The organism is Agrobacterium salinitolerans (assembly GCF_002008225.1).
Lineage (GTDB): Bacteria > Pseudomonadota > Alphaproteobacteria > Rhizobiales > Rhizobiaceae > Agrobacterium > Agrobacterium salinitolerans.
In genome coordinates this window covers 46,466-67,510 of sequence record NZ_MRDH01000019.1, presented here as the reverse complement: position 1 = coordinate 67,510, position 21,045 = coordinate 46,466, and the positions used below count along the sequence as shown (strand labels likewise).

Genomic DNA, 21,045 nt, shown 5'->3' with positions numbered 1-21,045 from the left:
TGGGGGCATCTGTCGGAATGAACAAAGCCGCGGCGGTTGCCGCGGCTTTTTGTTTCTAGCGATTGGCCATCCGTGACATCTGTTCTGGGTAACGCGCGCCGGCGACTTTTGCGGGCGAAAGTAGCGCGCCGAGGCTGGCGGCTTCTTCTGCCGTCAGCGATACCTCCGCCGCGGCAACATTCTTCTCCAGATTGGCGATTTTTGTCGTGCCGGGAATAGGAACGATGAAGTCGCCCTGCGCCAGAACCCAGGCCAGAGCCAGTTGTCCGGCGGTCACGCCCTTCTCAGTCGCCATGTCCTCCAGAAGCTTGATGAGCGCCAGATTGGCGTCGAAGTTTTCGCTTTGAAAACGCGGCAGGCCGCGGCGAAAGTCGTCCGATGCAAGTCCGTCGAGCGTCTTCAATGCGCCAGTCAAAGCGCCGCGTCCAAGTGGACTGAAGGGGACGAAACCGATGCCGAGTTCGCGGCAGGTCTCCAGCACGCCGTTTTCCTCCACGTCGCGGGTCCATAGAGAATATTCGCTCTGAATGGCCGCAATCGGATGAACAGCGTGCGCTTTGCGAAGTGTTTCGGCGCTCGCTTCCGACAGGCCGAGATGCTTCACTTTGCCCTGTCGCACCAGCTCGGCCATGGCGCCGACCGTGTCTTCGATCGGAACATTCGGATCGACGCGATGCTGGTAGAACAGGTCGATCGCATCGACGCCAAGGCGTTTGAGAGAGGCTTCGGCGACGGCGCGCACATTTTCCGGGCGACTGTCGGTGCCTACCATCATCTGGCCAGCGGGTTTGGTGGTGTCGATTTTGAAGCCGAACTTGGTGGCGATGACCACCTTGTCGCGATAGGGCTTCAAACCCTTGCCGACAAGGATTTCGTTGTTGTAAGGCCCGTAAACCTCCGCCGTATCGAAAAAGGTGACGCCGAGTTCGACGGCGCGGTGCAGCGTTGCAATTGCGCTGTTCTCATCGCCGGTCGGGCTATAGGCATGGGTCATACCCATGCAGCCGAGGCCAAGCGCCGAAACGGAAAGGTTGTTTCCGAGGGTTCTTTTTTTCATTTGTACGTCCTTCCATAAGGAACCGCCCATCGCTAGGGGCGTGGTTAGAAAATAGCGTCTCATGGCGATAAAAATAATCGCTGCAAATCCGTGTGGGTTGTTCTATCATTTAGAACAATGAACCGTGTGCAACTCTCCCAGCTGGCCGTTCTGGCCGCCGTTGCCGAAGGCCGCAGCTTTCGCAAGGCCGCCGCCGAACTTGCCATTGCCCCTTCCGCCGTCAGCCATGCGGTGTCATCGCTGGAGGCGAGCCTTGGGCTACGCCTGCTTCATCGTACCACCCGCAGCGTCTCACCGACAGAGGAGGGCAGGCGGCTTCTCGAGACGCTTGGCCCTGCACTTGCGGATATCGATGCGGTCATCGAGACCCTCGCCGAGGATGGCGGGAGACCGGCCGGCCCCCTGCGCATCACTCTGCCGAGACTGGCCGCCGAGGACCTCATCGTGCCACGGCTGGGTGAATTCCTGCGGCTCTATCCCGATATTTCACTCGAAATTTCAACCGACGACCGCTTCGAGGATATTGTCGCAAAGGGTTTCGATGCCGGGCTGCGGCTCGGGGAGCACCTCGATGCGGATATGATTGCGGTTAAAGCCAGCGGCGCGTGGCGCGGCGCAATTGTTGGCTCTCCGTCCTATTTTGCGGAAAATCCATCGCCACGCGATCCCAGGGATCTCATTCGGCATCGCTGCATTCGCCGGCGTTTCGCTAGCGGCCTTATCTATCGCTGGGAACTGGAGAAGAATGGCAAGCCATTGGTGGTCGATGTGCAAGGGCCGCTGATCCTGTCGGACCAGAGCCTCATTCGACGGGCGGCGATTGACGGCGCAGGGCTTGCCTTTGTTTTTGAGCAGCGTGTCGAGGACGATATCAGGGAGGGAAAGCTGATCCGCGTGCTGGAGGACTGGTGCGCGCCCTTCGACGGTTTTTACATTTATTATCCCTCACGCCGGCAGATGCGTCCGGCGCTGAGGGCTTTCGTGGATTTTTTCCGCTTCAGGGGCTGATCAGAACTTGATGCGATAGCGGATATGGCCGTCGCTTTTGACGTAGCTGTCGTAAAGCTTCTGGGCACGGTGATTATGCTCGTCCGTATTCCAGTAAAGCCGTGACCAGCCCTTGTCCTTGCACATAGTGATCAGGTCATCCATCAGCGCCCGGCCGGTACCCTTGCCACGGATTTCGCCATCGACGAATAAATCCTCCAGATAGCAGTCCGGTGTCTTCACCCAGGTGGAATCATGGAAATGGTGGATGGCGAAACCGGCCATGCGCTTGCCGAGCATGGCCACCCGCATGGAAACACGGGATGTGGGATCGAGGATACGCGCCCAGGTGTGTTCCGTCACATCATCGGCAAGATCAACCTCGTAAAAGGCGAGATAATCGTTCCAGAGGCGCAGCCATTCCGCCCGGTCAGCCGGCTCTGCGTCGCGAATCGTGAGTTCCATCTTATACGCCCGCCTTGTCGAGAAGGGTCATCATCTCATCCGTGAGCTTCAGATCGACGGCGCGTTTGAAGCTTTCAAGCTGCGACAGGCTGGTGGCGCTGGCAATCGGCGCGGTTATCGCCTTTTTCCTTAACAGCCACGCCAGTGCGATGTCCGCGAGCTTGGCCCCGGTCTGTACCGCCACAGCATCCATGGCGCCCAAAACGGCGAGACCACGTGTGTTGACATATTCGCCGACGCGATAGCTGCGGGCGACACCTTCCGTATCGGCCTTGGCGCGATATTTCCCGGTCAGAAAGCCGGCGGCGAGGCTGTAATAGTTGATGACGCCGAGCTCTTCCTTGACGCAAAGATCGGCAAGAAGACCTTCAAAATCCGCGCGGTTATAGAGGTTATATTCCGGCTGCAGCACATCATAACGCGGAAGATCATTCTTCCGAGCCACGTCCAGCGCCTCCTGAAGCTGGCTCGCGGAATAGTTGGAGCAGCCGATGGCGCGGATTTTCCCCTCTTCCTTCAGCTTTGCGAAGGCGGCAAGCGTCTCCTCCAGCGGCACGTCCGCATCCGGTTTATGGGCGAGATAGAGGTCGATATAGTCCGTCTGCAATCGCTTCAGCGAAGCCTCGACAGCCTCTGCGATCCACCTGGCGCTCAGCCCTGTCTTCTGGCCGCGATTGTCGAAACCGACCTTGGTGACGATCACCGCGTCCTCGCGCTTGACGCTCGATTGCTTCAGCCATTTGCCGATGATCGCCTCGGACTCGCCGCCCACATGCCCATCCACCCAGGCGGAATAGACATCTGCCGTGTCGATGGCGTTGAACCCGGCGTCGAAAAAGGCGTCGAGCAGGGCAAAGGAAGTCTTCTCGTCCGCTGTCCAGCCGAAGACGTTGCCACCGAAGACGATCGGGGCGATGGAGAGGCCGGTGCGGCCAAGGCTTCGTTTTTCCACGGGGAATGCTCCTGTTGCTGACTTTGCCCCAAGGTTAGCAACTGCCAGTCTGCATAACCATTCAATTCCTTTGATGGCATTCATCAGGCAGCGGCAGGGTCTGAGATTATCAGGCCTGAAAACCGCGATAGTGGCTGGGAGGGAAGCGATTATGCTGTTGCCAGACACGCCGCAAATGCCGGGCGGAGGCAAAACCGGCCCTCTCGGCAATGGCTTCCATATCCAGACGGCTATTTGCAAGGATGTCGCGGACGAGATTAACCCGCATCAGGTTGACGTAGTCGATGACGCTGATGCCCGTATGCTCGCGAAACAGGCGCGACAGATGCCTTTCGCTGAGCGCCGCAATATCGGCCAGCCGTTCCAGCGACCAGTCCTGCGCCGGCTCGGCCATCACACGGTCCTGAACCCGATGAATGGCGGGGTGGATGTGGTTGCGGCCGGTGAGCCACGGGGAGATTTGAGGATCGCTGCCGCTTCGCCTGAGATAAACCACCATGGTTTTGGCAATACGCGCTGCGACCGCCGGGGATGTCAGCCGGGAAACCACATGCAGCATGAGGTCGATGCCGGTGGAAATGCCGGCGCTTGAGAAGCGGTTGCCATCCTCGACGAAAAGGCGGTTTTCGGCCACCCGGGACAGTGGCGCGACGCGGCGCAGCCCTTCAACGCAATCGGCATGGGTCGTGCAGTTGCACCCGTCGAAAAGCCCGGCTTCGCCCGCCAGCAGCGCGCCGGAACAGATGGAAATGACTGTCGTATGAGGGCGCACCGCGCGGCGCAGCCATGCCACCAGCGCCTGCCGCTCTCGCCGTGTCTCCGGATCGTTGTCGAAGCGTGACGTGCTGCCCGAGATCAGCAGGAAAGCATTTTCCGGCAGGGTCGCGGGCAAGCTCTCCAGCCCTGAAAGCGCAAGGCCGATGGAGGATTGTTGTTTGTCAGTCGCAGCAATGTAGCGGCAGTCGAAATGGATGTCCCGTTGTTCCCCGTTGGCATAACGGATCACTTCGAGCGGACCGGCAATATCGAGCAACAGCGCATGGGGCGGCACAAGCGTATAAAAGGAAATGGTGCGTGTGCCGCCTTTATCCATCAGGCCGCCTCTTCCACGGTGGCAAGTGCGTCGTCGACGGTCACGATGCGCGCAAAGCGGCCAGCCAGCACCAGCTCGGTCCGCTTGCGGATATCGTCGGGGCTGAAGACGGTGCCGGAAGCATGTGTCATCGGGAAAGTCAGCGTCGCTTCGGTGACGTAGTCGACGCTATAACCAAGATCGGAGGCGTGACGGGTGGTGGTTTCACAGCATTGTTCGGTGCGGATACCGGAGACGATCAGCCGGTTGATACCCTTCTGCGTCAGCCAGATTTCGAGGCCGGTGCCGGCAAAAGCGGAATGGCGGTTCTTGTGAAAGGTGACATCTGGGGTAATCCGCACACCCTCCAGCGCCCGGATATGGCCGCTGTCTTTTGAAAAAGCCCTGTCGCCATCGACATGGAAGATTTGCACGACGGGAATGCCCGCAGCCTTGGCGCCGTCGATCAGCATCTGCTGCTTCTCCAGATAAGCGGCAAGCTCGCTTTCTTCGAAGTAAGGGGCGTGCCGAAAGGATTCCTGAACGTCGATGACTAGCAGCGCTGTATGAGAAGAGGACATTTCATGTTTCTCCATTGGGTTCATGCATAGCATAATTCCTCTTATCTAGCTTGGAGAAAAGCAGGTATTCCGACAAAGACAGGACAAATTCAGCCATACACTGCTCTGTCATGCATGGGCGGCTTGCCAGGCCGTGTGACGATGGTAAGTTTCCGACGATGGCAGAGCGGGAGAATGGAATGCTGCGTTTCGGAATAATCTCAACGGCGAAAATCGCTCAGGATCACGTCATCCCGGCGATGCAGGATGCGCGAAACTGCGTGGTCAGCGCCATCGCCAGCCGTGACCTCGCCAAGGCCCGCGCGGTGGCGGATCGTTTTTCCGTGCCCCACGCCTTCGGCTCCTATGAGGAGATGCTGGCGTCGGATGTTATCGACGCCGTCTATATTCCGCTTCCGACCTCGCAGCATGTGGAATGGACCGTCAAGGCCGCCGATGCCGGCAAGCATGTTCTGTGCGAAAAGCCGATTGCACTGAAGGCCGAGGAGATCGATACCCTCATCGCCGCGCGTGACCGCAACCGTGTTATCATCTCGGAAGCCTTCATGGTCACCTATGCGCCCGTCTGGGCGAAGGTGAAGGAACTGCTGGCGTCCGGCGCGATAGGCACACTGAAGCATGTTCAGGGCGCTTTCAGCTATTTCAATCGCGATCCCGGCAATATGCGCAATATTCCCGAACTGGGTGGCGGCGCCTTGCCGGATATCGGCGTTTACCCGACCATCGTTACCCGCTTCGCTACCGGCGCGGAACCCCGGCGCGTACAGGCCACCGTCGAGCGCGATAAAGAATTCGGCACGGATATCTATTCCAGTGTCCGGGCCGATTTTGGCGATTTCGAACTGAGTTTTTATCTGGCCACACAGCTTGCCGCCCGTCAGCTCATGGTTTTCCATGGCACTGAGGGGTATATCGAGGTCAAGTCTCCGTTCAACGCCAATCGCTGGGGTGCGGAAGAGATCGAGCTGACCAATCAGGCCCACAACCAGTCGCAAATCTTCCGGTTTCAGGATAGCCGCCAATACAAGCTGGAGGCGGAGGCCTTTGCCCGTGCGGCGAAGGGTGAGGGCGACGTCGTGACGCTGGAAAGCTCGAGAAAGAACCAGCTTTTCATCGACGCTATCTACCGTGCAGCGGAAAAGGATGGCTGGGAGACGGTTTAGTCCTGATCCTACCGTTGCTTTTGAAGCCGCCAATAGCCGTAAAGCGCCAGCACAAATGCTGCGAGTGCTGAAAAAGCAAGCGGGACGAGCGGCTGCACCAGCGGGTTGCGCCATTGCAGCAGGGCAAACAGCCCGAGGCTGACGATCCGTGAGGTAAGCGTGACGGCATTTGTCAGGAAGCTGTTCAGCCTGGCTGATGCCTCACCATACGAACGGTTCAGCCGCCAGCTTGTTACAAGCCCCGTTGCGGCGCCCGGCAAACGGGCGGCAAGCGGATCGACGCCGAGATAGAAAATAAGCAGACAGGTAACGACGAGATCAACGGCCAGTCCGCCGATCTCGGTCAGTGCAAAGTGCGGAAGCCTCAAGGCGATGGACTTTTAGAGGGTTGGCTTGGTGGAACGCGGGCGCTGCAGCACCAGAAGGCTGATAACGACACCCACGACACCGAAATTGTAACCGGCGAGCGCCAGAAGCAGCGAGATCAAGGGCACGGCCGTGGAAGAAAGTGCAATCGCCACGCCATAGGCACCGATAACCATCATGCAGATGAAAACGATGCTGAAAACCGAACGGAGCGCAACTGCGGTTACGCCGAGCACTGTGGCGGTAAGAAAAATCATGATGCCGCCTCCTCTTTGATTGTCGGGCCTGAGGGAAGGCTTAACGCCGTTTTCCCTAACGAACCCTTGTTTCCTCCTCCCATCCTCATCTTCCTAACTCGTTAGTTGAGGATATGGTTTCAACGTCGTTAAAATGAGGCTGGTCGGCGCCGGCATTTCCGAATCGGCAGGTTTTGGTTACAAACGGGCATGAGTGATATTTTCTCCCACGCAGCATTGAGCAATCTTGCCGAGTTCTCGGTCTCCGAACTGTCGGGTTCCATCAAGCGCACGGTGGAGACGGCGTTCGAGCAGGTGCGGGTGCGCGGCGAGATTTCCGGCTATCGTGGTCCGCATTCGTCCGGGCACGCGTATTTCTCGCTGAAGGACGACCGCGCCCGTATCGACGCGGTGATCTGGAAAGGCACCTTCTCGCGGCTGAAGTTCCGCCCCGAAGAGGGCATGGAAGTCATCGCCACCGGCAAGGTCACAACCTTTCCCGGCTCCTCGAAATACCAGATCGTCATCGAAAGTCTCGAGCCGGCCGGTGCCGGCGCGCTGATGGCGCTTCTGGAAGATCGACGTCGGCGGCTGGCGGCGGAAGGGCTGTTCGATGCGGCTCGCAAGCGCCGGCTGCCCTTCATGCCGCATGTCATCGGCGTCGTCACCTCGCCGACGGGCGCTGTCATTCGCGACATCCTTCACCGCATTTCCGATCGCTTTCCGGTCCATGTGGTCGTCTGGCCGGTCAAGGTGCAGGGTGAAGGTTCGGGCGAGGAGGTGGCGAACGCCATTCGCGGTTTCAACGCACTTCAGCCCGGCGGTGTGATCTCGCGGCCCGACGTACTGATTGTCGCGCGCGGCGGCGGCAGTCTGGAGGACCTCTGGAGTTTCAACGATGAAATCGTCGTGCGCGCCGCTGCCGAAAGCGAAATCCCGCTGATTTCCGCCGTCGGGCATGAAACCGATACGACCTTGATCGACTACGCCGCCGATGTGCGTGCGCCAACCCCGACGGGCGCCGCCGAAATGGCCGTGCCGGTGCGTGCGGAACTTGAAGCGCAGCTTTCCGGCCTTGCCGCGCGCCTTGCCGGTTCGGTTTCGCGGCAGATGGATAATCGCCGCCAGGGCGTGCGGGCGCTGGTGCGTGCCTTGCCGTCCCTCGATCAGCTTCTGGCCCTGCCGCGCCGCCGTTTCGATGAGGCTGCAAGCGGTCTTGGCCGGGGATTGGAATTGACGACGCTGAACAAGCGCCGTGCCTTCGAACGTTCCGCTTCGGGGCTGAGACCGGAGACCCTGCTAAACGGTCTCAAGCACCACAGGCAACGCGTCACCGAACGCATGCACCGGGCCGAGACCCTGGTGGAGCGCCGTTTGCTGCAGGGCAAAGGCCGGGTTGATTCCTTCGATTCTGCGCTACGTTCGCTCCCCGCCCGGTTGCTCGGCCAGGTGGAGCGGCAGAAGGAGCGGGTCGTCACTGCTGTGCGTCGGGCCGATACCGCCGTATTGCACCGCATGGCGCAGAACCGCGCGGGCCTTGCCGCTCATGACCGCATCCTGCAATCTCTGTCTTATAAAAACGTGCTGAAACGCGGTTATGCCGTGATCCGTGACGAAGAGAACCGGCCGTTGACGCGTGCGGCAGCTATCGGTTCAGGTGCTGTGGTCTCGATGGAATTTGCCGATGGCCGCATCTCGGCCATCACGACGGGGGAGGGCGCACCGTCCCCCGATAACCCCATAGCGCCAAAAAAGAAGCCGGCGAAACCGGCTTCTTCCGATCCGGGCAATCAGGGCAGCCTGTTCTGATCAGATCGACGCCGTATCCGAAAAACGGCGGCTGACAGTGAAGGTCTTTTCGATATCGGGGTGCAGTTCCATGCCAAGGCCGGCGCCCGGCGGCACGGTAATCATGCCGTTTTTCACCTCAGGCAATGCGGTGACGAGATCGCGATACCAGGTCTTGTAGAAGGCGCGCACGCTTTCCTGCACCAGCGCATTCGGCGCATTGAGCGACAGATGCGTGGAGGCGCAGAGCACGACCGGGCCAGTACAATCATGCGGCGCGACCGGCAGATGCCAGGCCTCCGCCATGTAGGCGATCTTGCGCGCCTCCGAAAGTCCGCCGCACCAGCTGATGTCAAGCATCACCACGCCGGCTGCACCTGTTTCCAGCAGGTCACGGAAGGCCCAGCGGGAGCCGAGCGTTTCGGATGCGGAAATGGGCGCTGGCGACACGGCGGCATAACGCGTCAGGCTGGAAAGGCTGTCCATCTTGATCGGGTCTTCGTGCCAAAAGGTCTGGTAGGGGGTAAGCGCCTTGGCGATCTGCATGGCGGGCAGAAGCTGCCACATCGAGTGGAACTCCACCATGATATCCATCTTGTCGCCCACCGCCTTGCGGATCTTTTCAAATGGCTCGAGCGCGCTTTTCAGGTCCGGCATCGAGATATATTGCCCGCGCGTCTTTTCCGCCGCCGCATCGAAGGGCCAGATCTTCATGGCGGTGATGCCGTCTTCCAGCAGCGAATGGGCAAGCTCGTCGGCCCGGTGCAGAAAGCCGTTCAGATCGTCATAGTCCTTGCCGCCGGAAAGGCCGTAATTGGCTGTCTGCTGGCCGGTCGCTTTCTTGATGTATTCGGTGCCTGCGCAGGTATTGTAGGTGCGGATTTCCCTGCGGCTGAAACCGCCGAGCAGCTGGGCGATGGGCTGGTTGGTGGCCTTGCCGAAAATATCCCACAGCGCGATGTCAAAAGCGGAGTTGCCGCGCACTTCCGCGCCCGATGAACGGAAGCCGAGATAACCGACAAGGTCTTGCGCCAAGAGGTCGATTTGCAGCGGGTCGCGACCGATTACCCGGGGCGCGATATATTCATGGACATAGGTTTCCACCGTCTCGGCGCCATAAAAGGTTTCGCCAAGCCCGGTAATACCTTCATCCGTATGGACCAGAACCCAGAGCAGGTTTGCCCGTTCCGCCACACGGACGGTCTCAAGTTTCGTGATTTTCATGAAGTATCTCCTCCAGAGGCAGGTCGTGTTCCGCCTGGAACGGTGTTTGAAAAGTCAGGCGATGCCGGCGGCCAGAAGCGCATGCACGCTTTCATCGAAATGCCGCGCCATCAGTGTTGAAGCCGTTTGCGGATCGCCGGCGGCAATGGCCTGTCCGATGGCGATGTGAAGCTCGCTTGCGGCATGGCGCTGCGCATCGGATGTGCGGCTTTTCCAGCCGATCGGCCAGGTCTGACGCGTCACATTCTGGAAGGCGGCGAGAATGAGTTCGAAGACCGGGTTCTTGGAAGCCCTGGCTATGGCGATGTGAAAAGCAAGATCGTGTTCCATGACCTTGTCGTTGTCGCCGAAATCCCGCTCCATATTGTTGGCATGGTCGAGAATGGTCAGCGCCTCCGCATCGGTGCGCCTCAGCGCCGCAAGCGTCACGGTTCTGACTTCGATGGTGCGGCGTACGTCGTAAATCTGCTGGATGTTGATCTGTTCGGTGTGAATGCCATGTTCGAACATCAATGACATTGCACCGTGATCCAGCGTCGCCACAGTGGCCCGCTTGCCGGCGCTCACGTCGATCAGCCGCATGGCAGACAGAGACCGGAAAGCCTCACGAACGACGGTGCGGGAGACACCGAGCTGCTGCGAGAGCGAAAGCTCGCTAGGGAGCTTCGCGCCGGGTGCGAGTTCGTTTTCGCGGATATGACGGGTGATAGCGCCGACCGTGCTGCTGACGAGACCGGCTTCATGCGAAATGGCGTTTAACATTTTTCCTCCAACCTGTAGTACAGGTTTATGGAAAATTGCTTACAGGATTTTCTGAAGCGAAACAAGCGCCATCACGGAGCCATTGTGTGTTTGTCGGCCAAAAAGGCCTATTCTTCGAAATCTCGCAAAAACCGTTTCAGCAGTCGGTTCAGCGTCGCACGGTCTTCTTCGCTGAGGCCGGCGACCAGGCGGTGCTGGTTTTCGATGTGAGCGCCTGCCGCTTCCTCGACAATCGCAAGGCCCCGTTCCGTCAGCGATATCAGGACGCTGCGCCGGTCGTTCGGGTTGTGGATACGTTCCACCAGGCCGGCTTTCTCGAGTTGGTCGATTCGGTTGGTCATGGTGCCGGAACTCACCATCGTCATGGCCAGGAGATCGCCGGGGGAGAGCCTGTAGGGTGAGCCGGAGCGCCGCAATGTCGCCAGTACATCGAAAGCGGAAGAGGAAAGCCCGTGCTTCAGCAGCGCCGCCTCTACCTCGCGGCTGAGATGGGTGGAAAGACGGTTCAGGCGCCCGAGCAGCCCCATGGGATCGACATCGAGATCGGGTCGCTCCCTGCGCCACTGCGCCAGAATGTGATCGACGTGGTCCAACGGTTCTTCGCTCATCACCAAGGCATAACAATTGATATCTTGACGTCAAGATAAAATCGACTAAGTTGGATTTATCTTGATATAGAGATTCTTGATATGAAGAAAAATACGACCTACTTAGCCGATGTGCTGGTGACAGCACTTGCTCCCGCCATCTGGGGAACCACCTATTTTGTCACGACGGAATTCCTGCCGCATGGATATCCGCTGCATGTCGCCATGCTGCGCGCCTTGCCGGCCGGTATCCTGCTGCTGCTTCTCGTCCGAAAGCTGCCGCAGGGTATCTGGTGGCCGCGCAGCTTCATTCTCGGCGCACTGAATTTCTCGTTTTTCTGGGCGATGCTCTTCGTTTCAGCCTATCGACTGCCGGGCGGTGTCGCAGCCACGGTGGGTGCGGTGCAGCCGCTCATCGTCATCGCGCTGTCGCGGCTGTTTCTCTCAATACCGGTGCGGCCGCTCGCCATCGTCGCCGGTTTTCTCGGCATTGCCGGTGTTGCGCTTCTGGTGCTGACGCCCGGCGCGGCACTTGATAGTATCGGTGTTGCCGCAGGCCTTGCCGGCGCCGTCTCCATGGCCTTCGGAACGGTGCTGACCCGCAAATGGCGCCCGCCCGTCTCGAACCTCACCTTCACCGCGTGGCAATTGACGGCCGGCGGCATTCTTCTTTTGCCGGTCGCTTATCTCTTGGAGCCGGCTTTGCCGGCGCCAACGGCGGCCAATGTTCTCGGTATGGCCTATCTCGGCCTCATCGGTGCAGCACTTACCTATCTTCTGTGGTTTCGTGGGCTTGCCCGCATCGAACCTTCCGCGGCCGCATCGCTCGGCTTCTTAAGTCCGGTCGTTGCAACTTTGCTGGGCTGGCTGGCGCTCGGTCAAAGCCTCGCGCCAGCGCAGATCGCCGGTTTCATTGCCGTGCTTTTCAGCATCTGGCTCAGTCAGCGCAGCCAGTTGCCGAGGTAGGGGGCCGTCTGGCCCATTCGCCCTTGCGCATGACAGGAACCGTGGAGCCATCTGGCTTAACGCCGTCAATATCCACCTTGTCGGAACCGATCATCCAGTCGATGTGGATAAGGCTGGAATTGCCGCCCTGCGCCTTGATCTGATCCTGCGACAGCGAGGCGCCGTCGAGAAAACATTTCGAATAGCATTGGCCAAGCGCGATGTGGCACGAGGCGTTTTCATCGAATAGCGTGTTGTAAAACAGGACTCCGCTTGCCGAAATCGGCGAGGAATGCGGCACAAGCGCCACTTCGCCAAGACGCCGTGCGCCCTCGTCGGTGTCGAGCACCTTGTTCAGTACGGCTTCGCCCCTGGAAGCCTTGGCTTCGACGATGCGACCGGCTTCGAACTTAACCTGGATATCATCGATCAGCGTACCCTGATGCGACAGTGGTTTGGTGCTGGAGACGTAACCGTCAACCCGCAGCGCATGCGGTGTCGTGAAGACTTCTTCGGTCGGAATATTCGGGTTACAGGTCACGCCGTTCTTGGCGGTGGAAGCGCCGCCATGCCATTCATGGCCGTCAGCTAGGCCGATCTTTACGTTGGTGCCCGGGCCGGTGAAATGCAGCGCGGAGAAGCGTTCGCCATTCAGCCATTCGGAGCGCTTGGCGAGATTGGCATTGTGCTGCGCCCATGCGGCGACGGGATCGGCGACATCCACCCGCGAGGCGGCGAAGATGGCATCCGCGAGCTTGTGCACCGCTTCATCTTCGGTGAGGCCGGGGAAGACTTGCTTTGCCCAGGACGGATTGGGGTAAGAAATGATGTTCCAGTTGATATCGAAGTTGGAAATCTTCTCCAGCGCCGGCTTATAGGCGGTGGAATTGGCCTTGTTGGCGCGCGCCACCTTGGCGGGGTCCTCTTCGGCCAGCAGCATGGGGTTGTCGCCGGCAATCGCCAGCCGCGCTGCGCCATTGGCATAGGCCTTGGCCATGCCCTCATAGAGCCAGCCGGAAGCCCGGTCGAAATTCGCGTCGCTGGCATGGCGGTAGCGCGAAAGCGTGGTTTCCTCGTCGGAATAGAAAGTGGTAACCAGCCCGCCGCCCGCCATATAGGCATGCTTGGTCAAAAACCTGACCAACGGCAGGGCCGCCAGCGGTGCAGTGATCACCAGATCCTGATCCTTCTGCAATTGCAAGCCGACCTTGACGGCGACTTCCGCGAGTTTTTCCAGTTTGACGGGATCGATGGGGGAAACGGTCATGATCTGCCTTCGTCTATTTCAATAGGAGGCGCCGACCATAGCCCATTCCTTCTGAAAGCCAAATGCTTTCAGGCGTGCCCCTCGCGCGTCAATCGGCGACCAGCGGTGCGGCAATGGCCTTCAGCGCCTTTTGGGCATCGCGTGGCGAAAGCCTTACCTGCAAGCCTCGCTGCCCGCCGTTCATGTAGACACAATCATGCGCCATGGCCGCGGCCTCGATGGCCGTCGGCACCTGCTTCTTCTGCCCGAAAGGGCTGATGCCGCCGACATGGTAACCGGTGGCCCGCTCCGCATCGGCAGGCTTCATCATGCTGGCGGATTTGCCTCCGAAGGCGGCGGCAAGCTTCTTCATGCTGACCTCGCGGTCCGAGGGGACGACAACGCAGACCGGTTTGCCGTCCAATTCCGCCATCAGCGTCTTCAGCACCAGATGCGGTGGCTCACCGATCGCCTCGGCCGCCTGCAGGCCGATGCGGTCGGCATTCGGATCGTAGTCATAAGTGACGGTGGTGAAGGCAATGCCGGCTTTGGTCAGCATCTGGGTGGCGCGGGTTGTTTTGGACATGGTGGGTTGCGTTCAGGCAAAAAGCGTCTGGTAGATTTCCGGCTTGAAGCCGACGGTTATCTTACCCTTCGCTTCCAGCACGGGCCGCTTGATCATGGAGGGCTGTTCCAGCATCAGCCCGATGGCCCTTTCTCGTGTAAGATCGGCCTTCTGGCTGTCGTCGAGTTTCTTGAATGTCGTGCCGGACCGGTTGAGAACCGTTTCCCAGCCGGCGGCATCACACCATGTTTCCAGATGGGCGCGGTCGATACCGGCTGTCTTATAGTCGTGGAAAGAATAATCGACGCTGTTCGTCTCCAGCCAGCTTCTGGCCTTCTTCATCGTGTCGCAATTCTTGATGCCGTAAATCGTGACCGTCATGCTATCGCCTCTTCGTCTTCAAGCCTTCCGGCATAACAAAATATCCATCTTATTCAAGCTGCCGCCTGAGGCGCCTTGCGTCGATTCATCCCTCATAATGCTTGAGCTATGCAAAATCGAGGTGGCTGACATCCAAACGAGCGCGAGCAAAGCTGCATGGCTTCCCTGCTGCATCGAGAGTTGTAGAAGATGCCTGAAATCCCCATTATCTGGGCAACAAAGATGGAGATTAAAATGCGTCAGGTTGCAAAGACATCGCGTAACTTCTTCGGTGAAACCTTCGCCGTTCTCGGTGCAGCGCTCTCGGTTTCGGCCGCTGTTCGCGCACATCGCAAGCCCGCCCGTGCCGATCTAGAAGCTCTCGGCATCGACGGCAAGGCTTTCGACAAGGTTCAGCTCTAAGCTGCTATCGTTTGTAGCGAGGCGATTTCGCCTCGCCCGTGAGTATATTTTGGCGCGCCTTAGCGTTCCGACTGCTTCCGGTTCGGTCGTTTTCTAGGACCGATCAGTTTGTGCGGTAGATGTAGCTGACTTTCGAGCAGCTCATACCGATCCGCTTTTGCGGAGAGTGCGAAGCGTCCAAGGGACTCATGTCGGGTTTCGCCATTATGGCTGAAAACAAGCTCGAAATTACTCGCAAGCCAGCTATATGGCTTTCCGGCCGGCATCGGTTCCATCTTCCCGCAGCTATAAATCATCGTGATATGCGGTGTAAAAGATGGTGCAGGGATATAGGGAAGGTTCGCCTGTCGAAGCGCCCGTTGCAGCAGCCTCACCAGGGCATGGATCTCCGGCTGATCACCACCGTTTCGTAGGACCAAACTGTTGCGATTGCCAAAAAGTGCACTTCCGTCCAGGGTGACCGGAACAGGCCGCGCGCTTACCGCACCCATTGCCGCCTTCAGTCTGCTTGTCAGTCCGTGAGGGATCGTCTCGAAACATCCCAAACACAGCAGGGTTATGTGCAAAAGCTCGGCGGGATATGCCTCACGGGTTGTCCGACCCAGAGCATGATGCGACGCATCGGCAAACATTCTTTCCGCCAATTGCCGTGGCGGCTTCAGCAGCAACAGGAGCTTGTTTCGAAAGCGTGGATTGACGCGTCGTATTTTCTGCGGCTCCAGCCCATCAAAGCAAAGCTGCCTCAAGGCTCTTTCGTCCGTCAACTCGCACTCCATGACGATGCTCCACAGCCTTATGCCAAGGCCGGAAACCTATCATTGTGCGGTGATAAAATAAAGAACAAAAGATGAACAGAAGGCGGAATTGCTCCGCCTTCGCTTATTCCCACTCAATTGTTCGATTTCATGCTAACAAATTGAATTCATTTCAGAAAATATTTTTCGGCTTGATTACTACCGGCCCAGGACCCGTCAGAAAGCTATGCTACTGATATCATTTAGGAATTTCCACTGGCCTCCGCAAGCCATCTTTCGACTACTATCGGCTCTTTCCGCGCCAGGCGGAGAACTAACGTCTGAGCGAGACACGCGCCGAAAGTACCGTCAGCACCTCACTCCTATGAGCGCATCTGGCGACCCCCAGTTCCATTGAGCGGTCAGGCGCCGTCGCGTTCCCGATCGAACCGCTGCTTCGCCGCCTCAATCTCCGGCCCATGGGCAACAGACCACTGAAAGATCGCCTGAAACGGCGCTTTCAGCGATTCGCCCAGCGGAGTAACGCTGTACTCGACTGCGACCGGCGACACGGGGAACACTCGTCGCTCGATCAGTCCCAAACGTTCCAGTCGACGCAGCGTCTGTGTCAGAGCCTTCTGCGTGACACCGTTCAGCTCGCGCTTCAGTCCATTAAAGCGCATGGGTCCGGAGCAGAGTGCCGCAATGATGAGGATCGACCATTTGTCGGCGATTTGGTCGAGGATCATCCTGCTGAGATGATCGCTATATTCGGTCGGGCAAAGCGCATCGGTCATGAGGTTTCCTTCAATATACCTGGTCTATTTGAAGTACCTAATTGACACTAGGTATATGAATTATACCTTAAGGGCATCCGTTTCACAAACAGAGAGCCTGCAGTATGAAAGCGATACGTTTCCACTCAACGGGTGGCCCGGACGTTCTGGTTTATGAGGACGTTCCTGATCCGGTCGCGGGTCCCGGCGAAGTGCTGATCAAGGTCGAGGCCGTCGGCATGAATTTCGCCGACATCATGCGTCGTCGCGGCGATGACTATCCCGAACCTTCGCCGCCTCCGTTCATTCTTGGCGCCGAGGTTGCTGGCACAGTCGCCGCGCTCGGCGACGGCGTGACCAACATTCCTGTTGGCCTATCGGTTCTCGCGGCGCCGGGTGCGGGCGGATATGCCCAGTATGTTGTGGTTCCCGCCGCTACGATCATCCCGCTGCCGGAAGGCTTCGATGCCGTTCAGGCTGCCGCCCTGTTGGGCCACGGCCTCACCGCTGCCATCGCCCTGAAGCAGGCCGCCAAACTTTTGCCGGGCGAAAACGTCCTCATTGAAGGGGCGGCCGGTGGTGTTGGGTCGTTCGCGATCCAGCTCGCCAAGCTCTATGGCGCCGGTAAGATCATCGCCGCTGCCAGCACGCCAGAGAAGCGCGCCAAGGCCGAGGCCCTCGGTGCGGATGTCTCGGTCGATTATACCAAGCCAGACTGGGCTGACGATGTTCGCCGGATCACCGATGGGCAAGGCGTCAACATCGTCATCGAGACGGCCGGGGGCGACACCCTGAATCAGGCGCTGGATGCAATGGCGCCGTTCGGCCGCATGATTTTTCTCGGCCAGTCCAGTGGAAAGACCGCGCTGGTCGACCCATGGCGACTGACGTCGATGAACCATAGCGTGGTCGGCTTCTACATTGGTGCCTATCTTGCCAATGCTGACTTGTTGATGGCGACCATCGGTGAACTGATCGGCTTCGTGGCGAGCGGTCAGGTCAAGATCCAGGTCGGCACGGTGCTGCCGCTGTCGCAAGCTGCTGAAGCACACCGTTTGATTGAAGGTCGTCAGACCACTGGAAAGGTGGTGCTTCAGCCCTGGCGCACCGCCTGACATTGGAAGCGCCGTGGGGGTCTGCCCGCGGCGCTTGCGCTCCCGAAGGCGACTGTCTTCGCTCAGCCAGCTTTCAATTTGAGGAAGGATGTAACCCAGCCTCGATCCAGGCCCGCGTCTCTTCCAGGACTTCATCCGAAAGAGTGTCGTCGTCGATCGCGCGGGCAAGGATCACCGCCCCGACCATCGCAGCCCAGGTTCCTATAGCCGCGCGCCGCCGTTCCGACGCATTGATGTCAGGAAGAGCCTTCGCCATGCGCTCGATTTGGGCCTGAAGCCCGGCTGTCATGGCGGCGCGAGCCGCCGGTGTCTGATGGCGGATATCAGCTGCCAGCCCTGCCGTTGGACAGCCTCTGGCCGGGTTGTTGCGATGTTTTGGTGCGAGATAGTCTTCGAGATACGCCCGCAAATCGAGGGTGCCGCGTTCATCACCCGAGAGCGCATGCGCAATCGTTGCGGCAATGAGGTCATCCTTCGAGGTGAAATGGCCATAGAAACCACCGTGGGTGAGACCGGCGGCCTTCATCACCTCCGATACGCTGACTGCATCAAAACCCTTCTCGCGAAACAATCCGCTCGCCACGTCCAGAATGCGGCGCCGATTCTCGATCATCTGCTCTCGGCTGACCTTCATTTCAAAAATTCTCCACTGGTCCCATTGACATAATCATGACGGTCATCATATTTACGCAATCATGACGACCGTCATGAATATAGGTCCTAACCGAGCAGAGAGCAATCCCATGACCGCTACTCCTTCCGTTCTCATCACCGGAGCCTCCACAGGCATCGGCGCGATTTACGCTGACCGCTTCGCCCGTCGCGGCCGCGATCTTGTCCTCGTTGCGCGCAATAGCGATCGCATGGAGGCCCTTGCGACCCGCCTGCGCGGCGAAACGGGGGTAAAGGTCGACATCATGCAGGCAGATCTGACCAAGCCGGCAGACCTTGCCGCGGTCGAAGCCCGGTTGCGTGACGACAGCAGCATTGGCATCCTCGTCAACAATGCCGGCACGGCGCTCGGAGGCAGCTTCCTCGATCAGTCCACGGATGAGGTCACCCGGCTGGTCGCGCTCAACACCACGGCGCCGCTGCGGCTTGCCAGCGCGGTCGCCCCTCGTTTCGCTGAGGCAGGCAGCGGCGCAATCATCAACATTGGTTCCGTCGTCGGCGTTGCGCCGGAATTCGCGATGACCGTCTATGGCGCCACCAAGGCGTTCATCCTGTTCCTGTCGCAGGGACTAAGCATCGAGCTCGGCCCCAAGGGCGTCTACATCCAGGCCGTGCTTCCCGCGGCCACGCGCACTGAAATCTGGGAACATGCCGGTGCTGACGTCAACACCATGAGCGGTGTGATGGAGGTGGGTGAACTGGTCGATGCAGCGCTGGTTGGGTTCGACCGCCGCGAGCCGGTCACGGTCCCGCCACTGCCCGATGCCGCGCAATGGGATGCATTCCAGGCGGCACGCCAAGCCATGTTGCCGAATTTCGCTCAGACCCATGCGGCTGAGCGCTACCGGACCAAGGGCTGATTGGCTGCAATCGGTTCAACATTTCCAGTTTCCATAGAAGGGGATAACCCTATGACTGACAAGTCTCTCTTCGAGCCATACAAGCTCGGTTCCCTGCCTCTCTCCAATCGCATCGTGATGGCGCCGCTGACCCGCAACCGTGCCGGAGCCGGCCTGGTGTCTGGCGCGCTTGCGGCGGAATATTATGCCCAGCGCGCCAGCGCCGGACTGATCATCACCGAGGCGACCCAGGTCTCTGAACAGGCACAGGGCTATCAGGATACTCCCGGTCTCTACACGCGCGAACAGATCGCTGGCTGGCGCACGGTGACGGACGCCGTACACGCCAAGGGTGGACGCATCTTTGTCCAGCTTTGGCATGTCGGCCGCGTCAGCCACGTGGACCTGCTCGGCGGTAAGGCTCCCGTCGCTCCGTCGGCCATTCGTGCGGAAACCAAGACATTCGTCAACAACGGTTTTGCCGATGTATCGGAGCCACGCGCTCTTGAGACCGATGAGATCCCCGGCATTGTCGAATCTTTCCGGCAGGCAGCCGCCAATGCCATCGAAGCGGGCTTCGATGGCGTCGAGGTGCATGGTGCCAACGGCTATCTGCTCGATCAGTTCTTGCGCGAGACGGCGAATACCCGGACCGACGCTTATGGCGGCTCAATCGAGAACCGCGCCCGCCTGCTGCTTGAGGTGGCCGAAGCCGTGTCGAGAGAGATCGGTGCTGATCGTACCGGCGTTCGCCTGTCACCGGTCTCGCCTGCGAGCGGCATCATCCTCTCTGGCAACGAACAGCAGCAGTTCAATTACGTCGCGGAACAACTCGACAAGCTCGGCATCGCCTATATCCATATCGTCGAAGGCGCGACAGGCGGCCCGCGCGAGGCGACGCCATTCGATTATGCAGCCTTGCGCCAGCGCTTTGGCCAAACCTTTATGGTCAACAATGGCCTGGACCTGACGCTTGCCGAGTTACAACTCGCTCACGGCGACGCCGACCTTTTCGCATTTGGCCGGATGTTTATCGCCAATCCTGATCTGGTGGAACGGCTGAAAGCCGGCGCTGCGCTGAATGATGTGGATTTTACCACGCTCTACGGCGGCGGAGCCAAGGGCTACACCGACTATCCGACACTGGCCGACTGATGCCAGGCGGGCGGCGTTCGTCTGGGCCGCCGCCTGCCTACCGAGACCAACTGTTCTCTCAACTATCCGCTGCGTCAAAAACGGTAGCGTAGCATCCAGGGATAACCCACCATGGTCAATGACAACCGCATGTCTGATTGGAAAACTGTCCCGACCCAACATGTCCAGGCGCTTGGCACAAGGTTTGCCTACCGCCGTCTTGGCCCTGCCACAGGTGTCCCGGTCGTACTCCTAAACCACTGGGCGGCGAACCTCGACAATTTCGACCCACGGCTGGTGGAAGGACTTTCGGCCGATCGCCCGGTCTACGCGCTCGATTATCGCGGTATAGGAACCTCGAGCGGCAAGGCGCCGCTGGCGATCAAGGATATGTCGCGTGACATGATCGCCGTCATTCGTGCACTCGGGCTGGTTCAAGTCGATCTGATCGGATTTTCCTTGGGTGGCTTCGTCAGCCAGCAGATCCTGTTCGACGCGCCCGAGCTGGTGCGGCGCGTCATTCTGGCCGGGACCGGGCCTGCCGGTGGAAAGGGTATTGTAAAGGTTGGAGCCGTTTCCTGGCCACTGATCTTCAAGGGCCTCGCCACGTTCCGCGACCCCAAGGTCTTTCTGTTTTTCACGTCCAGCGCCAATAGCCGCCGGGCCGCCAATGCCTTCGTTGCACGGCTGAGGGAGCGAAAGAGCGACCGGGACAAAACCGTCGGATTCGGCCCCATGCTTCGCCAGTTAAAGGCCATCAAGGCGTGGGGGCTCCAGCCCTCGCAGCCGCTTGAAACCATTCAGCAGCCTGTCCTGGTCGCGAATGGTGACCACGATATCATGGTGCCGAGGGAAAATTCGACCGACATGGCAGAACGCATTCCGCACGCCAAACTCGTCCTTTACCCCGACGCTGGGCACGGCGGCATTTTCCAATATCATGATGCCTTCCTGAAAGAAGCGAAAGCTTTCCTGGCGGGCTGATCCGCACGTCCC

25 protein-coding genes are annotated in these 21,045 nt (G+C 59.3%); 9 read left to right on the top strand and 16 right to left on the bottom strand.

What is annotated here, in order from left to right:
* Positions 1-55: 55 nt before the first annotated feature.
* Positions 56-1,057 (bottom strand): aldo/keto reductase, encoded by a 1,002-nt coding sequence (locus BS627_RS13825; protein WP_077983794.1) that lies wholly within the window; start codon positions 1,055-1,057, stop codon positions 56-58.
* Positions 1,058-1,174: 117 nt separating this feature from the next.
* Here BS627_RS13825 and BS627_RS13820 point away from each other — a divergent pair, with 117 nt between their 5' ends.
* Positions 1,175-2,065 (top strand): LysR family transcriptional regulator, encoded by an 891-nt coding sequence (locus tag BS627_RS13820; RefSeq protein ID WP_077983781.1) that lies wholly within the window; start codon positions 1,175-1,177, stop codon positions 2,063-2,065.
* Here BS627_RS13820 and BS627_RS13815 read toward each other — a convergent pair whose 3' ends face one another.
* The 4 genes from BS627_RS13815 to BS627_RS13800 all read right to left on the bottom strand — a co-directional run bounded on the left by BS627_RS13815 (position 2,066) and on the right by BS627_RS13800 (position 5,114).
* Positions 2,066-2,509 carry a GNAT family N-acetyltransferase gene (locus BS627_RS13815; protein ID WP_077983780.1) on the bottom strand — a complete coding sequence of 148 codons (444 nt, stop codon included), beginning with the start codon at positions 2,507-2,509 and terminating at the stop codon, positions 2,066-2,068.
* Position 2,510: 1 nt separating this feature from the next.
* On the bottom strand, positions 2,511-3,461 hold the full coding sequence (locus tag BS627_RS13810; protein WP_077983779.1) for an aldo/keto reductase: 951 nt from the start codon (positions 3,459-3,461) through the stop codon (positions 2,511-2,513).
* A 109-nt stretch (positions 3,462-3,570) separates the two neighbouring features.
* Entirely contained in the window at positions 3,571-4,554 is a 984-nt protein-coding gene (locus tag BS627_RS13805; RefSeq protein ID WP_077983778.1) for a GlxA family transcriptional regulator, read from the bottom strand.
* Positions 4,554-5,114: a cysteine hydrolase family protein gene (locus tag BS627_RS13800; RefSeq protein WP_077983793.1), complete on the bottom strand. Its 561-nt coding sequence runs from the start codon at positions 5,112-5,114 to the stop codon at positions 4,554-4,556. The genes BS627_RS13805 and BS627_RS13800 overlap by 1 nt, the downstream gene beginning before the upstream one ends.
* Before the next feature lie 179 nt (positions 5,115-5,293).
* Between BS627_RS13800 and BS627_RS13795 the strand changes: the two genes are divergently transcribed.
* Complete coding sequence (locus BS627_RS13795) at positions 5,294-6,277, top strand: Gfo/Idh/MocA family protein (protein ID WP_077983777.1); 984 nt, start codon at positions 5,294-5,296, stop codon at positions 6,275-6,277.
* A gap of 8 nt (positions 6,278-6,285) precedes the next feature.
* Here the strand turns inward: BS627_RS13795 and BS627_RS13790 are convergent, their stop codons facing one another.
* Both BS627_RS13790 and BS627_RS13785 read right to left on the bottom strand, forming a co-directional pair.
* Positions 6,286-6,645, bottom strand: coding sequence for a hypothetical protein (locus BS627_RS13790; RefSeq protein ID WP_077983776.1), 360 nt, complete (start codon positions 6,643-6,645; stop codon positions 6,286-6,288).
* Between the two features lie 12 nt (positions 6,646-6,657).
* A complete protein-coding gene (locus tag BS627_RS13785; RefSeq protein WP_077983775.1) occupies positions 6,658-6,900 on the bottom strand; it encodes a hypothetical protein in 243 nt (80 codons plus the stop codon).
* 189 nt (positions 6,901-7,089) lie between these two features.
* On the opposite strand from BS627_RS13785, the gene xseA reads away from it, so the two are divergent.
* On the top strand, positions 7,090-8,688 hold the full coding sequence (gene xseA / locus BS627_RS13780) for an exodeoxyribonuclease VII large subunit (RefSeq protein ID WP_077983774.1): 1,599 nt from the start codon (positions 7,090-7,092) through the stop codon (positions 8,686-8,688).
* Here the strand turns inward: xseA and BS627_RS13775 are convergent, their stop codons facing one another.
* The 3 genes from BS627_RS13775 to BS627_RS13765 form a co-directional block, all read right to left on the bottom strand.
* Positions 8,689-9,891 (bottom strand): mandelate racemase/muconate lactonizing enzyme family protein, encoded by a 1,203-nt coding sequence (locus BS627_RS13775; protein ID WP_077983773.1) that lies wholly within the window; start codon positions 9,889-9,891, stop codon positions 8,689-8,691.
* Between the two features lie 54 nt (positions 9,892-9,945).
* The gene (locus BS627_RS13770) at positions 9,946-10,653 is read right to left on the bottom strand and encodes a FadR/GntR family transcriptional regulator (RefSeq protein WP_077983772.1); all 708 of its coding nucleotides are present in this window, start codon (positions 10,651-10,653) and stop codon (positions 9,946-9,948) included.
* Between the two features lie 107 nt (positions 10,654-10,760).
* Positions 10,761-11,261: a MarR family winged helix-turn-helix transcriptional regulator gene (locus BS627_RS13765; protein WP_165691252.1), complete on the bottom strand. Its 501-nt coding sequence runs from the start codon at positions 11,259-11,261 to the stop codon at positions 10,761-10,763.
* 81 nt (positions 11,262-11,342) lie between these two features.
* Here BS627_RS13765 and pecM point away from each other — a divergent pair, with 81 nt between their 5' ends.
* On the top strand, positions 11,343-12,206 hold the full coding sequence (pecM, locus tag BS627_RS13760) for a 4-hydroxybenzaldehyde efflux transporter PecM (RefSeq protein ID WP_077983771.1): 864 nt from the start codon (positions 11,343-11,345) through the stop codon (positions 12,204-12,206).
* Here the strand turns inward: pecM and BS627_RS13755 are convergent.
* From BS627_RS13755 to BS627_RS13745, 3 genes are all read right to left on the bottom strand, one after another.
* Positions 12,178-13,452: an aminopeptidase gene (locus BS627_RS13755; RefSeq protein WP_077983770.1), complete on the bottom strand. Its 1,275-nt coding sequence runs from the start codon at positions 13,450-13,452 to the stop codon at positions 12,178-12,180. The two genes, pecM and BS627_RS13755, sit on opposite strands and share 29 nt — an antisense overlap.
* An 88-nt stretch (positions 13,453-13,540) precedes the next feature.
* Positions 13,541-14,017, bottom strand: coding sequence for a Cys-tRNA(Pro) deacylase (ybaK, locus tag BS627_RS13750; RefSeq protein ID WP_077983769.1), 477 nt, complete (start codon positions 14,015-14,017; stop codon positions 13,541-13,543).
* Positions 14,018-14,029: 12 nt separating this feature from the next.
* Positions 14,030-14,377, bottom strand: coding sequence for an ArsC family reductase (locus tag BS627_RS13745; RefSeq protein WP_077983768.1), 348 nt, complete (start codon positions 14,375-14,377; stop codon positions 14,030-14,032).
* Between the two features lie 234 nt (positions 14,378-14,611).
* Between BS627_RS13745 and BS627_RS24580 the strand changes: the two genes are divergently transcribed.
* Positions 14,612-14,779, top strand: a complete 168-nt coding sequence (locus BS627_RS24580; RefSeq protein ID WP_003503889.1) for a hypothetical protein — start codon at positions 14,612-14,614, stop codon at positions 14,777-14,779.
* A 59-nt stretch (positions 14,780-14,838) separates the two neighbouring features.
* On the opposite strand, the gene BS627_RS13735 is transcribed toward BS627_RS24580, so the two are convergent.
* Together BS627_RS13735 and BS627_RS13730 are read right to left on the bottom strand one after the other, a co-directional pair.
* Positions 14,839-15,555, bottom strand: coding sequence for a 2'-5' RNA ligase family protein (locus BS627_RS13735; RefSeq protein ID WP_077983767.1), 717 nt, complete (start codon positions 15,553-15,555; stop codon positions 14,839-14,841).
* Positions 15,556-15,935: 380 nt separating this feature from the next.
* On the bottom strand, positions 15,936-16,310 hold the full coding sequence (locus BS627_RS13730) for a winged helix-turn-helix transcriptional regulator (protein WP_077983766.1): 375 nt from the start codon (positions 16,308-16,310) through the stop codon (positions 15,936-15,938).
* A gap of 104 nt (positions 16,311-16,414) precedes the next feature.
* Between BS627_RS13730 and BS627_RS13725 the strand changes: the two genes are divergently transcribed.
* Positions 16,415-17,404 (top strand): quinone oxidoreductase family protein, encoded by a 990-nt coding sequence (locus BS627_RS13725; RefSeq protein WP_077983765.1) that lies wholly within the window; start codon positions 16,415-16,417, stop codon positions 17,402-17,404.
* 73 nt (positions 17,405-17,477) lie between these two features.
* On the opposite strand, the gene BS627_RS13720 is transcribed toward BS627_RS13725, so the two are convergent.
* Entirely contained in the window at positions 17,478-18,038 is a 561-nt protein-coding gene (locus tag BS627_RS13720) for a TetR/AcrR family transcriptional regulator (protein WP_077983764.1), read from the bottom strand.
* A gap of 109 nt (positions 18,039-18,147) precedes the next feature.
* On the opposite strand from BS627_RS13720, the gene BS627_RS13715 reads away from it, so the two are divergent.
* The 3 genes from BS627_RS13715 (at position 18,148) to BS627_RS13705 (ending at position 21,033) form a co-directional block, all read left to right on the top strand.
* Positions 18,148-18,936 (top strand): SDR family NAD(P)-dependent oxidoreductase, encoded by a 789-nt coding sequence (locus tag BS627_RS13715; RefSeq protein WP_077983763.1) that lies wholly within the window; start codon positions 18,148-18,150, stop codon positions 18,934-18,936.
* Between the two features lie 51 nt (positions 18,937-18,987).
* Positions 18,988-20,070 (top strand): alkene reductase, encoded by a 1,083-nt coding sequence (locus BS627_RS13710; RefSeq protein WP_077983762.1) that lies wholly within the window; start codon positions 18,988-18,990, stop codon positions 20,068-20,070.
* Positions 20,071-20,199: 129 nt separating this feature from the next.
* A complete protein-coding gene (locus tag BS627_RS13705) occupies positions 20,200-21,033 on the top strand; it encodes an alpha/beta fold hydrolase (RefSeq protein WP_244634891.1) in 834 nt (277 codons plus the stop codon).
* The last annotated feature ends 12 nt before the right edge of the window (positions 21,034-21,045 follow it).